Here is a 14945-nt window from a genome sequence, read left to right as displayed (position 1 = left end):
TGCCTGCTGGGCCCACGGGTGTTACTGCGAAATCGCTTTGGCCGCTTCGACCTGGCTTTCGAAGTAGGTCTGGAACGCGAGCGCGAGACCGGTCATCAACAGAAACGCACCAATGAGCAGCGAAAAGATCACGACGAAAATGACCGTCCAGCCTGAGCGGCTTTTGCGTTGCGTGTGGGCGTTGAATTGCGCATCCCATTTCTGATCCGGACGCAGCCCGTAGACGAGCGCGGCCAGAAACGCAGCGAACAGTGAAACCGCACCGATCGACGCGAGCACCCAGCCGAGGATCGACGCGCGCTCGGTCGCGATCAGCAGCATCACGCCGGGAATGCCGATCAGCGTGCCGAGCAGATGCGTCCAGCCGAAGATGTCCCGGATGCCATATAGATAGAAGCGGTGGGCGCCGAGGCTGCCGAACAGGAACGCCAGCGCGGCGGTGAGCGTCTTGGATCTGAAGCGCGGGGAGGTCGAGGCAAAGGTGGACATGAACGCGTGGGCAGAGTGACAGGCGGTCGAAAGGAGCGGTGTGCCGCAGGGCGCGGACCGACGCGCATTCTACGCCTGCGGCGGGCGGGTGGTTACGTTGAGGGCGAGCGCCCGCGCTGAAAGCGGGGCGGCGGCATGCGCCGGAACTGGCAGAAGACCAGTGCAGCCGCTCAGCCGGACATACATGCATCCGCGCTCTACGGCGCCGAATACGTGACGCGATAGATCGCGCCGGCGGTATCGTCGCTGATCAGTAGCGAACCGTCCGGCAGCGGCAGCACGTCGGCGGGACGGCCCCACACCGATTCGCCGGGTTGCAGCCAGCCTTCGGCAAAGACTTGCTGGCGTGCGTGGCTGCCGTCAGGGTCGGTGATCACGCGCACCACGCGGTAGCCTACCTTCTTGCTGCGGTTCCACGAGCCGTGCTCGGCGATGAAGATATTGTTGCGGTAGTCGGGCGGAAACATTGGGCCGTCGTAGAAGCGCATGCCAAGCGCCGCCACGTGCGCGCCAAGCTTGACCACGGGCGGCGTGAAGTCGCTGCACGGATGATCCTTGCCGAACTCGGGGTCGGGCGTGTCGCCGCCGTGACAGTACGGAAAGCCGAAGTTCATGCCGACTCGTGACGCACGGCTGAGCTTGTCGCTCGGAATGTCGTCGCCGAGCAGGTCGCGACCGTTGTCGGTGAACCACAGTTCGTGGGTGACCGGATGCCACGCGAAGCCAACCGAATTGCGGACGCCGCGCGCGACGACCTCGTAGTGGCTACCGTCCGGGTCCATGCGGCCAATCAGCGCAAAGCGGTCCGGATCTCTCTGGCAAATGTTGCACGGCGCGCCTTGCGGCACGTACAGCTTGCCATCCGGGCCGAACGCGATGAATTTCCAGCCATGATGCGTGTCCGTCGGCAGCTTGTCGGTGACGACGACCGGTTTCGGCGGATCGTTCAGGTGCGAGTCGATCGCATCGAAGCGCACGATTTTCGACACGGCCGACACGTACAGCGCGCCATCGCTCCACGCGACACCGGCGGGCATCTGCAGCCCGGACGCGATCACGTGGCGGCCCGTCACGCGGCCGTTCCGCAGTTCCAGCGCATAGACGTGCCCATCGTTGCTGCCCACGTACAGAATGCTCTTGGGCGATAACGTCATCGCGCGTGCGCTCGGCACGTCGTCCGACAACACCTCGATGTGAAAGCCCGGCGGCAGTTTAATTTTCTCGATGGGTAGCGCGGCGTTTGCCGTCAACGCCTGCGCGGTGAGCAACGTGGCCGCCGCCGCGCGTAGAATCCGGCTGCGCGGGGTGCGCGAAAGTCCAGCAAAGCGCACGAAAAAGGCAAAAAAGGCGAATGGAAACAGGAGGTTCGGTTGGCGTTGCACGCGCGCTCCTTCAGGTAATTCGGGCGTTTGAGCGGGTTCTCGCACCTCTTGTAGAAGGCCGGTGCGGCCCTGTTCCACAGTTTATCCCGGTAAGTGTTTGTTATGGCGTCGGTTTCCCGCTATAATCGCGTGTTTCAGTCGTTCCGAACCCCGGTTTTCAAGGATTCTAGTATGGTCATCATCCGCTTGGCTCGTGGCGGCTCCAAGAAGCGCCCGTTCTACAATATCGTCGCCACCGACTCGCGTAGCCGTCGTGACGGCCGCTTCATCGAGCGCGTCGGTTTCTACAACCCGGTCGCTACGAAGGGCGAGTCCCTGCGTATCGCTCAGGATCGCCTGACGTACTGGCAAGGTGTTGGCGCGCAGCTGTCGCCGACCGTCGAGCGTCTCGTGAAGGAAGCCCAAAAGGCACAGCCGGCTGCTTGATATGGCAGCCCGCGGGCGTATCGTCGTCGGTTCGGCCGGCGGCTCGCGCAACTCGCGTGAGCAGTCCGATGCGCAATTTGTGTTACTGAAGCAGACGCCAAAGCCGGCTGCGAAGTTGTTGTCGAGGTTATTCGATGTCTGAGCGTGATTCCGGCAGTTCTGGTAGCGCCAAGGCAGCTTCGCGCGCAAAGGCGTCTGGTCAGGCGTCGTTCGGCGCATTCGTCCGCAAGCCGGTCGAACGAACCGACGGCAAGTTGAAAGAGGCGCAGGCCAAGGTAGCGAACGCGGGTTCGGAAGCTGCAGAAATGCGCATCGAAACGGCGGCGAGCTGGCCGGCCGATGCGGTCGAAGTCGGCGCAATCGTCGACGCCTATGGTCTCAAAGGCTGGGTCAAGGTGGCCGCGCATGCGGATGCCGGGCAGGGCGGCGACGCCTTGCTGAGCGCGAAGCGCTGGTGGCTGCTGAAAGGCCAGGAGCGCAAATCGGCGCCGACCTTGCAGGCCAAAACGCATAGCGACAGCGTGGTCGCCCGTCTGGGTGGCATCGCTGACCGCGATGTGGCGCTGGCTTTGCGCGGCTCTCGCGTGTACATCAGCCGTAGCGAATTTCCGGCGCTCGAAGCCGACGAATTCTACTGGGTCGATCTGATCGGCCTGGACGTGGTGAATCTCGCTGGGCTCAGCCTCGGCAAGGTCGCCAGCATGATCGACAACGGCGCGCAGTCGGTGCTGCGCATCGAATACCCGGCTACCGATAGAAGCGGCAAGCCGATCGTAGGCGAGCGTTTGATCCCGTTCGTCGGCGTCTTTGTCAAAACGGTGGACCAGACGGCCAAGCAGATCGTCGTCGACTGGGAAGCTGACTATTGAAATCTATCGTTGAGTGGGGAGAGCGATGCAGTTCGATGTCGTGACGCTCTTTCCAGAAATGTTCCGCGCGCTGACTGACTGGGGTATCACCAGCCGGGCCGCGAAGCAGCAGCGTTATGGGTTGCGTACGTGGAATCCGCGCGATTTCACGACCGACAACTACCGCACCATCGACGATCGCCCATACGGCGGAGGCCCCGGCATGGTCATGCTGGCTCGGCCGCTCGAAGATGCGATCAGTGCCGCGAAAACGGCGCAGTCGGAGCAGGGCATCGGCGCGTCGCGCGTCGTGATGATGTCGCCGCAAGGCGCCACGCTGAATCACGAGCGCGTGATGAAGTTCGCGACCGAACCCGGTCTGATCCTGTTGTGCGGGCGTTACGAAGCGATCGACCAGCGTCTGCTCGACCGTGTCGTCGACGAGGAAGTCAGCCTTGGCGACTTCGTGCTGTCGGGCGGCGAACTGCCCGCGATGGCATTGATGGATGCGGTCGTGCGTCAGTTGCCCGGAGTGCTGAACGACTCGCAGTCGGCGGTGCAGGATAGTTTCGTCGACGTGCTGCTCGATTGTCCGCACTACACACGTCCCGAGGAATACGAGGGCGTGCGGGTGCCCGATGTGCTGCTCGGCGGCCATCATGCGGAAATCGAAGCGTGGCGGCGGCGCGAAGCACTGCGCAACACGTTGAACAAACGGCCCGATCTGATCGTGAAGGCCAGAAAGAAAAGAATGCTGAGCCGTGCCGACGAGGCGTGGCTCGCAAGTCTCGCGAAGGAAGAGCCGAAGGCCTGAGGCTCCGGTCTTTCGAGCGGACAAAAGGCGGTGCCGCACATGCGTGTGCGGTGCCAGATGTGAACCCATCCTCTATCGGGGCCGTAGCCCAACGCAGTAAGCGTGGGCAGGTACGAACGCCGACAAGATGGATCTAGGAGTCAGTGATGAATCTGATTGCAAAACTCGAGCAGGAAGAAATCGCGCGCGTTCTCGGCGAAAAGACCATTCCGGATTTTGGTCCGGGCGATACGGTCATCGTCAGCGTGAACGTGGTTGAAGGCACGCGTAAGCGTGTGCAGGCTTACGAAGGCGTCGTGATCGCCAAGCGTAACCGTGGTCTGAATTCGTCGTTCATCGTCCGCAAGATTTCGTCGGGCGAAGGCGTCGAGCGTACGTTCCAGACGTATTCGCCGCTGCTGGCAAGCATCGTCGTCAAGCGTCGCGGCGATGTGCGTCGTGCGAAGCTGTACTATCTGCGCGAGCGTTCGGGCAAGTCGGCTCGAATCAAGGAAAAGCTGGTCTCGAAGGACCGCGCTCCTTCCGAAGCGTAAATGCTGTAAGAAAAAGCACCCCTCGCGGGTGCTTTTTTGTTGGCCAGGTCAAAATAGCGGCATGTCCCCGCTCATCAGAGAGACCCGTTGATCCGCCCCGTCTTTGAGCCCGAAACTCTGCCTGTCATCGCGACGGGCGCCGATCTGCCAGCGGTCACGGGCGAGCGTCTGACGCCCGATGCACTACGGGCGCGCTTCGATCGGCAACTTGCCTGGACCCCCGAAAAAATTGCCGATGCGCCGTGGCGCAACACCGACCTCGACCCACGCGTGGCCGCGGTGCTGGTGCCGCTCGTCGTGCGTGCGCGAGGCCTTACCGTGTTGCTCACGCAGCGCGCGGACCATCTGAGCGATCACGCCGGCCAAGTGAGTTTTCCCGGCGGCCGCCAGGAACCGTTCGACGCCAATGCGACCGCCACGGCGCTGCGCGAAGCGAGTGAAGAGGTGGGTCTCGACTCGTCGCGCGTCGAAGTCCTCGGCGCGTTGCCCGACTATCTGACTGGCACCGGCTTTCGCGTGTCGCCGATCATCGCTCTCGTGCACCCGCCGTTCTCGCTTGAGATCGATCCGCTCGAAGTCGCCGAGGTTTTCGAAGTGCCGCTCGCGTTCCTGATGGACCCGTCCAACCACGAAGAGCGGCTGTTCCGCTACGAGGGCGGCGAGCGCCGCTTCTTCGCGATGCCGTATCCGCGCGGCGAATTGACGGTGGCTCCGGAAGCCGCCGAGCAGCACGGCGGGCAACACCCGCAGACGGCCACGCCAGCGGCCGTGCAAAGCGGCCATCATTTCATCTGGGGCGCGACGGCCGCGATGCTGCGCAACCTGTATCGGTTCCTCGCCGCGTGAGAGATATGACTCGCATCGACGCGCCGACGATGCGAGTTGCGAGAACGACGCACTTGTTGGCGCTTTGTCAGCGTCCGCGTTCAGACTCATCCGACCCTGTGCTATCGTTATAGAACAATCGTAAAAACTTAAAAAGCACGGCGCATCGCATGACTTTTTTCTCCGTATTGCTGGCTCTGATCATTGAACAGGTACGCGCGCTATCGCCGAACAATCCGGTATCTGCGTTGCTTCAATACCATGCGGAGTCGGCGGCGCACGGATTCGATGCTGGCAAGCAACGTCACGGTCTGCTCGCGTGGCTCGTCGTGGTGCTGCCCTGGACGCTCGCAGTCGCGCTCGTCTATTACGTGCTGTATCACATTCACTTCATGCTCGCGTTCCTGTGGAACGTCGTGGTGCTGTACTTCACGCTCGGCTTCCGGCAGTTCAGCCATTACTTCACCGACATCCATCTCGCGTTGAACAACGACGACGTGCCACGCGCGCGCGAAATCCTCAACGAATGGACCGGGCTCGAGACAGTCGACATGCCGGTCAGCGAGATCGTGCGTCACACGTTGATTCACGCGGTGGTCGCGTCGCATCGCCACGTGTTCGGCGTGTTCTTCTGGTTCCTGATTCCGGTCGGCCCTGCCGGCGCGGTGCTGTACCGTTGCGCGGAATATCTGGCGCGCGCATGGGCGCGGCCGGCTGACGAGCGCACCGTCGCGTTTTCGAGCTTCGCGCAACGCGCGTTCTTCGTGATCGACTGGGTGCCGGCGCGGCTGACGTCGCTGGGCTTTGCGATCGTCGGCAATTTCGAGGATGCGATTTACGCGTGGCGCAATCATGCGCGGCAATGGCCCGATACGAACGACGGCGTGTTGCTCGCCGCGGGCAGCGGGGCGCTCGGCGCGCGCCTGGCCGGGCCGCTCGCGGAGCCGTCGAGCCTAGACGCGCTCGCCACCGGCGACGGCGGTCCGATGCAGGTCGGCGACGACTGCACGCCGCGCACGCTGCAATCGGCAGTGGGGCTCGTGTGGCGCGCGGTCGTGTTGTGGATGATCCTGCTGTTGATGTTGACCATCGCGGTGTGGCTCGCCTGAAGCGGCCACGCACGCGCGCAGCACAAGAGAAAGCCGGGCGTTGCCCGGCTTTTTCAATTCCGACGACGCTTCACCCCTTCAAAGGATCGCGCACAGTCCCGCATTGCCAGCACACGGTGAACTGCGCCTCGAGCATTTCGCCGCACTGCTGACATTGCCATTGCGGCGCGCCCGGTGCCGGTCCTCGCGACGCCGCTTCGATCAGCCGCCGCGCGACCGCCTCATCGCGTTCATCGACGAGCCACAGCTCCGGCGCGCATTGATCGGCCGGAATCTCGCCGAGCGCGCCGTTCAGATAGCGGTTATGCAGCTCGCACGCGATGCCCGCGGTCTCCAGCACGTTGACCCAATGCTGTCCGATGATCAGGTTCGGCGCGCGCATCAGTTTCATGTCAGCGGACGATCTGGCTCGCCTCGTGCACGAGTTGCGCATAAAGCGCATGCCGTTCGCGGCGGATGCGGCCGTCGGCGACCGCTTCGAGGATCGCGCAGCCAGGCTCGTGCAGATGATGGCAGTTATAGAAACGGCAGTTCGGCAGCAGCGGCCGGAACTCGGGGAACGCGCGTTCGAGCCGGCCTTCGGTCAGATGGTGCAGGCCGAATTCCTGGAAGCCCGGCGAGTCGATCAGCGCGCCGGACGCGCCGTTGACGTGATTCAAATCGGCCGTACCCTCCGACTGAGGCAGCGGATAAAGACGCGTGAACGTCGTCGTATGGCGCCCGCTGTTCAACGCGGTCGAGATCTCGCGCGTCGCCACTTCGGCATCGGGAATCAGCAGGTTCACGAGCGTCGATTTGCCCATGCCGGACTGACCGAGCAGCAGCGTCGCATGACCGTGCAGATGTTCGGTCAGCGTCGCGCGTGCCGCCTCGGGCTGCATGCGGATCGACACTTCGAGCACCGGATAGCCGAGCGCGCGATACGGCTCGAGCCGCTTGCGCGCGCCATCCAAAGCAGCGGTGACGTCGATCTTGTTCAGCACGATCAGCGGCTTCAGTTCGTTCGCCTCGGCGGCGACGAGCGCGCGGCCGAGCAGATCCTCGCTGAAATGCGGCTCGGTCGCGAGAACGATCAGCAGTTGGTCGAGGTTCGCGGCGAACAGCTTCGACTTGTACTGGTCCGAGCGATACAGCAGATTGCGCCGCTCGCCGATTTCGACGATCACGCCTTGATCCGCCGAAGTCGGCTCGTAGATCACGCGATCGCCGACCGCGACCTCGCTGCGCTTGCCGCGTGGGAAACACTGTAGCAGCGCGCCGCCGTCTTCAGGGGCGACCAGATAGTGGCGGCCGTGCGCGGCCACCACGAGGCCGCCCGTGCGCGCGCCGTGCATGCCGGACCCGGCGCCGCGCGCCGCTTTCTTGGGAGCGCGGCCGCTCATGCGTGCTGCAACAGTCGGTCGATCCGCTGCGAGGCCGGCGGATGCGAGTAGTAGAACGCGGTGTAGAGCGGATCGGGCGTCAATGTCGACGCGTTGTCCTCGTACAGCTTGACGAGCGCGTTGATCAGATCGTGCGCGTCGGTCTGCGACGCGGCGAACGCGTCGGCTTCGAACTCGTGCTTGCGCGAGCTGAGGCTGCCGAGCGGCGTGACGAAGAACATGAACACCGGCACCGCAAGGAAGAACAGCACGAGCGCGAGTCCGCTGTTGCCGCCAATGAGCGACGGCCGCACGCCGAGCCCTTCGTAGAACCATACGCATTGCGTCAGCCAGCCGAGCAGCGCGAGCATCGCGAGGCTGATCGCGAACGTGACGAGCATGCGCTTCATCACGTGACGGCGCTTGAAGTGGCCGAGCTCGTGCGCGAGCACCGCTTCGATCTCGCGGCCCGACAGCCGCGCAAGCAGTGTGTCGAAAAACACGATGCGCTTGCTCGCGCCGAAGCCGGTGAAGTACGCGTTGCCGTGCGCCGAGCGGCGGCTGCCGTCCATCACGAACAGACCCTTCGCGGCGAAGCCGCAGCGCTTCATCAGCGCCTCGATGCGGGTCACGAGCGCTTCATCCTTCAGCGGCTCGAACTTGTTGAAGAGCGGCGCGATGAAGGTCGGGAAAATCAGCAGGCCGAACATCTGGAACGCGACCCACACGACCCATGCCCACAGCCACCACAGGTTGCCCGCGCGGTTCATCAGCCACAGCACGACGAACAACAGCGGCAGGCCGAACGCGATACCGAGCAGCGCGCCCTTCAGACGGTCGAAGAAGAACAGGCTTTTGCTCATGCGATTGAAGCCGAAGCGTTGCTCGACGACGAACTGCCGGTAGTAGTCGAACGGCAGGTCGATCGCGCTCGTGATCGCGATCACAGCGGCAACCAGCGCAATCTGACCGGCATAGCCGCGGCCGAGCCAGTCGGAGATCGCGAGATCGAGCATCTGCACGCCGCCGAGCAGCGTGAGCCAGATCAGCACGGCCGCGCCGACGACGATCTCGACCATCGCGAGCCGCGTGCGCTCGACGGTGTAGTCGGCTGCGCGCTGATGCGCGGTGAGCGCGATGGTGTTCACGAACTGGCTGGGCACCTGTTCACGATGCGCGACGACGAAGCGGATCTGCCGCGACGCGAGCCAGATTTTGGTGCCGACCATCGCGACGACGGCGACGATGAAGAGGGCGGTGAAGTAAAGGGTAGGCATCCGAGGATTCCGTGGTATCTATGCGAGAATTATATGTTTCTTCCCGCCTCAGGGCGGAGATACGGTTTAACGCGGCGGTTTAACGCATTAGCTTCGGGCAACAGTTCAAGGCGGCGCTTCAGCGCGGCCGGCCCGGCTCGAACCGCGCGAATCCATTTCAAACGAACATATGCCGCGCCGCACGGGCTTGCAGCGAAGCCCGCGGCGCGGCCCTCAGGGTTGCCTTCATGACTGACATCCTCGCATCCACCGAACAGCCGCCGCTCGTGCGCAGCGACATGAATCTGGTCTGGCTGGACATGGAAATGACCGGGCTCGAGCCCGACACCGACCGCATCATCGAGATCGCGGTGGTGGTGACGAATTCGACGCTCGACAGGATGGTCGAAGGTCCGGTGCTCGCGATTCATCAAAGCGATGAAACGCTCGCGAAGATGGACGAGTGGAACCAGAACACGCATGGCCGCTCGGGGCTGATCGATCGGGTGAAGGTCTCGACGGTCAGCGAGGCCGACGCAACCGCGCAGATCCGCGAATTCCTCGGCCAGTACGTGCCGCCCGGCAAGTCGCCGATGTGCGGCAACTCGATCTGCCAGGACCGCCGCTTCATGGCGCGGTGGATGCCGGATCTGGAGAGCTTCTTCCACTACCGCAACCTCGACGTGAGCACGCTGAAGGAGCTGTGCCGGCGCTGGCAGCCGGTCATCTACAAGGGCTTCCAGAAGCGCGCGATGCACACCGCGCTGGCCGATATTCACGAGTCGATCGACGAACTGAAGTACTACCGCGAGCATTTCCTCGTGCCGTCGGTGCCAGACGCCGCCGCGAGCGCCAAATAAAGCGCGGGCCTGCCTGCAGGCCCTAATCCGCCAACCTCAGTCCTGCCGCGGCGCGCGCTGCGCGCTCTTTGGCCGGAACGCCTTCACCACGTCCGCGTTGGTTTCCACGTAAGGCCCGCCGATCAGGTCGATGCAGTAGGGCACCGCAGCGAAAATTCCCGGCACCTTCACCGCGCCGTCATCGCGCAGGCCTTCCAGCGTTTCCCGGATCGATTTCGGCTGGCCGGGCAGGTTGACGATCAGCGCGGCGTGCTGATCGGTTTCCCGGATCACCGCGACCTGGCGCGACAGGATCGCGGTCGGCACGAAATTCAGGCTGATCTGCCGCATCTGCTCGCCGAAGCCGGGCATCTCCTTCGTCGCCACCGCGAGGGTCGCCTCGGGCGTCACGTCGCGGCGCGACGGGCCGGTGCCGCCGGTCGTCAGCACGAGATCGCAGCCCACTTCGTCGACCAGTTCCATCAGCGTCGCCGAGATGGTCGGCGCATCGTCGGCGATCAGCCGCGTGACGACTTGCCACGGCGAGCTCAAGGCCGCGCCGAGCCACTCCTGCAGCGCCGGAATGCCCTTGTCCTCGTACACGCCCGTCGACGCGCGGTCGCTGATCGACACGAGGCCGATCACGATTTCGTCGGGGTGGTTACGTTGCTTGCGTTGATCAGGCGTCGCGGTCGTCATCGTCGTGTTCCGGGGCGAGGTCAGCGTCTTCGGCTTCGTCGCCGGCGCCGGCCGCGTTCTTGATCCACTGGAACAGCTCGCGGAAGTAGCGCGGCGGCTTGCTCTGCTGCGCTTCCTTGCGCGCGTTGCGGATCAGCGTGCGGCCCTGCTGCGGGTCGGCGGCCGGGTGCTGGCGGATGAACTCGGTCAGTGCGGCGTCGTCGGCAAGCAGCTTTTCGCGGGTGCGTTCGATCCAGTGGAGCTTCGCCGTTTCCGTCTTGTTGACGCCGTTGTAGGTGTCGAGCGCGGTGCGCAGCGCGGCGGTTTCGGTGTCGAGCAGCGAGCGCATCACGCGGCCGACGTACTGGATCTGGCGGCGCTTGCCTTCATGATCAGTGATGCGGCGCGCTTCGCGCACGGCTTCGTCGAGCTTTTCGGGCATCGGCATGCGCTTGAGCGCGTCTTTCGGCAGCGCGACGAGCGCCGCGCCCAGATCCTGCAACGCCTGCATTTCGCGTTTGACCTGGGACTTGCTCGGACGATCGTAGCCGTTTTCGTCGACTTCCGTGACGACCGATTCGATCGGTTGAATGCGGGTTTTGCGTGTCATGCCGGTATTGTAACTTGCCGAGCCGGCCCGACCCGCGGCGGCGCGTACCTTGCTATGATCGCGGGATGCATTTATCCCGCACCCGCGCATCTCGCGCCGAACACGGTGCGCATACCCAGGGCCGCGCGGCCCCAACAGGACGGCAACCACAATGGCAGCAGACATGGACGTCAAGCAGCGCTTTTTTCCGCATACCCAGGATGAACTGAAGGAAATCGCCTCGGACATCCTCCGTCACGCGAAGGCGCTCGGCGGCACCGACGCCGCAACCGAAATCTCCGAGGGCGACGGCCTCTCCGTCTCCGTGCGGCGCGGCGAAGTCGAGACGATCGAGCACAACCGCGACAAGATGGTCGGTGTGACGGTGTTCATCGGCAACAAGCGCGGCAACGCGAGCACCTCGGACTTCTCGCCGCAAGCGTTGAAGGACACGGTCGCGGCCGCCTACAACATCGCGCGCTTCACCGCCGAAGACGATTGCGCGGGCCTCGCCGAAGCCGAGCTGCTCGAAACCGCGCCGCGCGACCTCGATCTGTATCACCCGTGGAATCTGTCGGCCGACGAAGCGGTCGAAATCGCGCGCCGCGCCGAAGACGCCGCGTTCGCGACCGATCCGCAGATCAAGAACTCCGAAGGCGCGAGCGTGTCGGCGCAGCATTCGCAGTTCGTGCTGGCGACCTCGCGCGGCTTCCTCGCCGGCTACCCGTACTCGCGCCACTACATCGCGTGCGCGCCGATCGCCGGCAGCGGCCGCAACATGCAGCGCGACGACTGGTACACGTCGACGCGCAGCGCCGACGAGCTCGCCGATCCCGAAGCGGTCGGCCGTTACGCGGCGCAGCGCGCGCTCGCTCGCATCGGCGCGCGCGGCCTCGAAACGCGCAAGGTGCCGGTGCTGTTCGAAGCGCCGCTCGCGGCGGGCCTGCTCGGCGCGTTCGTGCAGGCGACGAGCGGCGGCGCGCTGTATCGCAAGACTTCGTTTCTGGTCGACAGCCTCGGCAAGCCGGTGTTCGCGCCGCACGTGCAGGTGGTCGAAGATCCGCACGTCGCGCGCGCGATGGGCAGCGCGCCGTTCGACGAGGAAGGCGTGCGCACGCGTCAGCGCTCGGTCGTGAAGGACGGCGTCGTCGAGGGCTACTTCCTGTCCACCTACTCGGCGCGCAAGCTCGGCATGAAGACCACCGGCAACGCGGGCGGCTCGCACAACCTGTCGCTGCTCAGTTCGAACACGCGTGCCGAGGACGACTTCGAAGCCATGCTGAAGAAGCTCGGCACGGGTCTCTTGCTGACCGAGCTGATGGGGCAGGGCGTCAACTACGTGACGGGCGACTACTCGCGCGGTGCGTCGGGCTTCTGGGTCGAGAACGGCAAGATCCAGTATCCGGTCGAGGAGATCACGGTCGCGAGCACGCTGCAAGAGATGTTCCGCCATATCGTCGCAATCGGCGCGGATACGATCACGCGCGGCACCAAGCAGACCGGCTCGGTGCTGATCGAGCGGATGACGATCGCGGGGCAGTAAGCCGCGCGGCGGCGCGTTCCGGCGCTGCCCCGTATCAAACGAAAACGCCACGCAGCTCAACGTTGCGTGGCGTTTTTTTATTGCTTGCGTGGCGCGTGCCGTCAGACGTCCTTGCGTTGATACGTGACGAATGCGTAATCGAAGTCGTTCGGCGCATTCGAGTGATGCGCTTCGCGCGCGATTTCTTCCCACACGCGCGGGTCGATCGCGGGGAAGGTCGCATCGCCGTCGAAGTCGGCGGCGATCTCGGTGACGATCAGCTTGTCCGCGTGGCGCAGCCCTTCGTCGTACAACTCCGCGCCGCCGATAAGAAACGCCTGCGGCGCCTGGTCCTGCGCGGCGAGCGCGAGCGCTTCATCGAGATTGGTCGCGGTATCGCAGCCTTGAAAGCGCCGGGAGGCATCACGCGTGACGACGATGTTGCGGCGTCCCGGCAGCGGCCGGCCGATCGATTCATGTGTCTTGCGGCCCATGATGATGGGCGCGCCCATCGTCGTGCGCTTGAAGAACTTGAGGTCTTCGGGCAGTCGCCAGGGCAACTGGTTGTCGCGGCCGATCACGCCGTTGCTGGCGCGAGCGACGATCAGGGTGAGCGTCGTCATCGAATGGAAAGAGAAGGGTAACCGGGCGATTCTACCCGACGCACCGATGCGCACCGATGCCCGCGCGCTGCTCACCCCTGCGCCGCCCCGTCCGTGGCGAGCCCTTTCTTGTCGTCGGCGCCACCCGGTTCGCGCAAACCGTGCACGCCCATCAGCCGATACAGCGTCACGCGAGAAATGTTCAGATCCACCGCCGCCTCGTTCAAGCGGTGCCGATGGCGCAGCAGCGCGGTCTCGATCGCGCGCTTCTCAGCGGCCTCGCGCGCCTGGGTGAGCGTCATGCTCTGCTGCTCGGTGTAGGCCGCGAGGTCGAGATCGTCGGCTGAGATCAGCTTGTTCTCGGCCATCACGATCGCGCGGCGCACGCGGTTGATCAGCTCGCGCACGTTGCCGGGCCAGTTGTAGTTGTAGAGCGCCTCGATCGCCGACGGCGTGAAGCCGCGAATCTTGCGCGCGTTGTCGGTCTTGAACTTGTGCAGGATGTGGTACGCGAGAATCTCGATGTCCCGCCCACGCGCGCGCAGCGGCGGCTCGTCGACGCGCAGCACGCACAGGCGATGAAACAGGTCCGCGCGGAACTGGCCGTCGCGCATCGCGCCGTCGAGATCCACGTGGGTCGCCGAGATGATGCGCACGTCGACCGGGATCGATTCGCGTCCGCCGAGCCGCTCGATCTTGCCTTCCTGCAGAAAGCGCAGCAGGCTCGCCTGGCTTTCGAGCGGGAGGTCGCCGATCTCGTCGAGAAACAGCGTGCCGCCGTCGGCAGCCTCGACTCGGCCGATCTTGCGCTGATTTGCGCCGGTAAAGGCGCCGCGCTCGTAGCCGAACAGTTCGGATTGAAGAAGGTGATGCGGAATCGCGCCGCAGTTGATCGGCATGAACGGCGCCTTGCGGCGCGGCGAGCGCTCATGGATCGCCAGCGCGGTCAACTCCTTGCCGGTGCCCGATTCGCCCGCGATGAACACGCTCGCGTCGGTGTTCGCGACCTTGCGGATCGTGCGAAAGAGCTGCTGCATCGCCTCGCAGGTGCCGACCATTTCCTCGTCGCCTGCTTCGCTGGCGGGCGGCGGGAGCTCCGGGTCGCACAGCGTGACCATGCCGAACGCGTGGCCGGCCAGATAGTCGATCGTCGCGTGCGCGACGGGCAGCTTCACGAAGTCGAAGCAGTAGTGGCGCACGAGACGTCGCACCAGCGGATCGCTGAGCCGCTCGTTGCTCGCGAGCGCGATCCAGCCGATCTGCTGCTGACGCAGGCTCGCCTCGAGTCCGCCGATGTCGCGCGGCGCGAAGCTCGCCAGATCGACGATGCCCGCGCACGTTATGTCCCGCTTCAAAAGCCGCCCGAGTTCGTGCGCCGAGCGCGCGGCCGCGACCTGCCAGCCGCGGCTTTTCAGATGCGCGATCAGCGTTTCGTCGGGGGTGCGCGCGACGTACAGCAGCTGTCGCGCGACGCCCGGCATCGCGGCGCTCGCGGGCGCGCCGGTTTGGTTGCTAGCCGGTGACCCGACGGCCGGCGCCGCGGCGGCCCCGGCGGCCGGCGCCGCGGCGCGCTGCTTCGGCACCGCGAGCGACAGATGCGATCCCGCTGCCGCGACGGAAGCCACACTGCTCAGATGAGGTGATTCACGCACGTTCGACCTCGTATCGTTGA

The 14945-nt window shown here is 64.7% G+C and carries 17 protein-coding genes; 8 read left to right on the top strand and 9 right to left on the bottom strand.

The window, feature by feature from the left end; genetic code table 11:
* Positions 1-21: 21 nt before the first annotated feature.
* Complete coding sequence (locus tag AB4Y34_RS13735; RefSeq protein ID WP_368716310.1) at positions 22-489, bottom strand: NINE protein; 468 nt, start codon at positions 487-489, stop codon at positions 22-24.
* Positions 490-686: 197 nt separating this feature from the next.
* A complete protein-coding gene (locus tag AB4Y34_RS13730; RefSeq protein WP_368716309.1) occupies positions 687-1871 on the bottom strand; it encodes a sorbosone dehydrogenase family protein in 1185 nt (394 codons plus the stop codon).
* Positions 1872-2042: 171 nt separating this feature from the next.
* On the opposite strand from AB4Y34_RS13730, the gene rpsP reads away from it, so the two are divergent.
* The 6 genes from rpsP to AB4Y34_RS13700 all read left to right on the top strand — a co-directional run bounded on the left by rpsP (position 2043) and on the right by AB4Y34_RS13700 (position 6426).
* On the top strand, positions 2043-2297 hold the full coding sequence (rpsP, locus tag AB4Y34_RS13725) for a 30S ribosomal protein S16 (protein ID WP_013090118.1): 255 nt from the start codon (positions 2043-2045) through the stop codon (positions 2295-2297).
* Positions 2298-2431: 134 nt separating this feature from the next.
* On the top strand, positions 2432-3166 hold the full coding sequence (rimM, locus tag AB4Y34_RS13720) for a ribosome maturation factor RimM (RefSeq protein WP_368716308.1): 735 nt from the start codon (positions 2432-2434) through the stop codon (positions 3164-3166).
* 25 nt (positions 3167-3191) lie between these two features.
* On the top strand, positions 3192-3959 hold the full coding sequence (trmD, locus tag AB4Y34_RS13715) for a tRNA (guanosine(37)-N1)-methyltransferase TrmD (protein ID WP_176124221.1): 768 nt from the start codon (positions 3192-3194) through the stop codon (positions 3957-3959).
* 146 nt (positions 3960-4105) lie between these two features.
* Positions 4106-4492, top strand: coding sequence for a 50S ribosomal protein L19 (rplS, locus tag AB4Y34_RS13710; protein WP_176105405.1), 387 nt, complete (start codon positions 4106-4108; stop codon positions 4490-4492).
* A gap of 87 nt (positions 4493-4579) precedes the next feature.
* Positions 4580-5338, top strand: coding sequence for a CoA pyrophosphatase (locus AB4Y34_RS13705; RefSeq protein ID WP_368716307.1), 759 nt, complete (start codon positions 4580-4582; stop codon positions 5336-5338).
* A gap of 149 nt (positions 5339-5487) precedes the next feature.
* Positions 5488-6426 carry a CobD/CbiB family protein gene (locus tag AB4Y34_RS13700; protein WP_176380307.1) on the top strand — a complete coding sequence of 313 codons (939 nt, stop codon included), beginning with the start codon at positions 5488-5490 and terminating at the stop codon, positions 6424-6426.
* A 70-nt stretch (positions 6427-6496) separates the two neighbouring features.
* On the opposite strand, the gene AB4Y34_RS13695 is transcribed toward AB4Y34_RS13700, so the two are convergent.
* The 3 genes from AB4Y34_RS13695 to AB4Y34_RS13685 are packed head-to-tail and all read right to left on the bottom strand — an operon-like array spanning position 6497 to position 9064.
* On the bottom strand, positions 6497-6817 hold the full coding sequence (locus AB4Y34_RS13695; RefSeq protein WP_176380308.1) for a DUF2007 domain-containing protein: 321 nt from the start codon (positions 6815-6817) through the stop codon (positions 6497-6499).
* Position 6818: 1 nt separating this feature from the next.
* Entirely contained in the window at positions 6819-7808 is a 990-nt protein-coding gene (gene rsgA / locus AB4Y34_RS13690) for a ribosome small subunit-dependent GTPase A (protein ID WP_368716306.1), read from the bottom strand.
* On the bottom strand, positions 7805-9064 hold the full coding sequence (locus AB4Y34_RS13685) for a M48 family metallopeptidase (RefSeq protein WP_368716305.1): 1260 nt from the start codon (positions 9062-9064) through the stop codon (positions 7805-7807). Before AB4Y34_RS13685 ends, rsgA begins: the two co-directional genes overlap by 4 nt.
* A 227-nt stretch (positions 9065-9291) precedes the next feature.
* On the opposite strand from AB4Y34_RS13685, the gene orn reads away from it, so the two are divergent.
* Positions 9292-9903: an oligoribonuclease gene (gene orn, locus AB4Y34_RS13680; RefSeq protein WP_368716304.1), complete on the top strand. Its 612-nt coding sequence runs from the start codon at positions 9292-9294 to the stop codon at positions 9901-9903.
* A gap of 36 nt (positions 9904-9939) precedes the next feature.
* Here the strand turns inward: orn and mog are convergent, their stop codons facing one another.
* Both mog and yjgA read right to left on the bottom strand, forming a co-directional pair.
* Entirely contained in the window at positions 9940-10581 is a 642-nt protein-coding gene (mog, locus tag AB4Y34_RS13675) for a molybdopterin adenylyltransferase (protein WP_368716303.1), read from the bottom strand.
* Positions 10562-11170 (bottom strand): ribosome biogenesis factor YjgA, encoded by a 609-nt coding sequence (gene yjgA, locus AB4Y34_RS13670; RefSeq protein WP_152853923.1) that lies wholly within the window; start codon positions 11168-11170, stop codon positions 10562-10564. The genes mog and yjgA overlap by 20 nt, the downstream gene beginning before the upstream one ends.
* A 151-nt stretch (positions 11171-11321) precedes the next feature.
* Between yjgA and pmbA the strand changes: the two genes are divergently transcribed.
* Positions 11322-12692 carry a metalloprotease PmbA gene (gene pmbA / locus AB4Y34_RS13665; protein WP_176380312.1) on the top strand — a complete coding sequence of 457 codons (1371 nt, stop codon included), beginning with the start codon at positions 11322-11324 and terminating at the stop codon, positions 12690-12692.
* A gap of 101 nt (positions 12693-12793) precedes the next feature.
* On the opposite strand, the gene AB4Y34_RS13660 is transcribed toward pmbA, so the two are convergent.
* Together AB4Y34_RS13660 and AB4Y34_RS13655 are read right to left on the bottom strand one after the other, a co-directional pair.
* Positions 12794-13294, bottom strand: coding sequence for a dihydrofolate reductase (locus tag AB4Y34_RS13660; protein WP_176124212.1), 501 nt, complete (start codon positions 13292-13294; stop codon positions 12794-12796).
* A gap of 71 nt (positions 13295-13365) precedes the next feature.
* The gene (locus AB4Y34_RS13655; protein ID WP_368716302.1) at positions 13366-14925 is read right to left on the bottom strand and encodes a sigma 54-interacting transcriptional regulator; all 1560 of its coding nucleotides are present in this window, start codon (positions 14923-14925) and stop codon (positions 13366-13368) included.
* Positions 14926-14945: the final 20 nt, after the last annotated feature.

It is taken from the genome of Paraburkholderia sp. BR10954, from assembly GCF_040965775.1.
Lineage (GTDB): Bacteria > Pseudomonadota > Gammaproteobacteria > Burkholderiales > Burkholderiaceae > Paraburkholderia > Paraburkholderia youngii.
The sequence above is the reverse complement of the archived record's forward strand: the minus strand, read 5'-3'. Positions and strand labels throughout refer to the sequence as shown.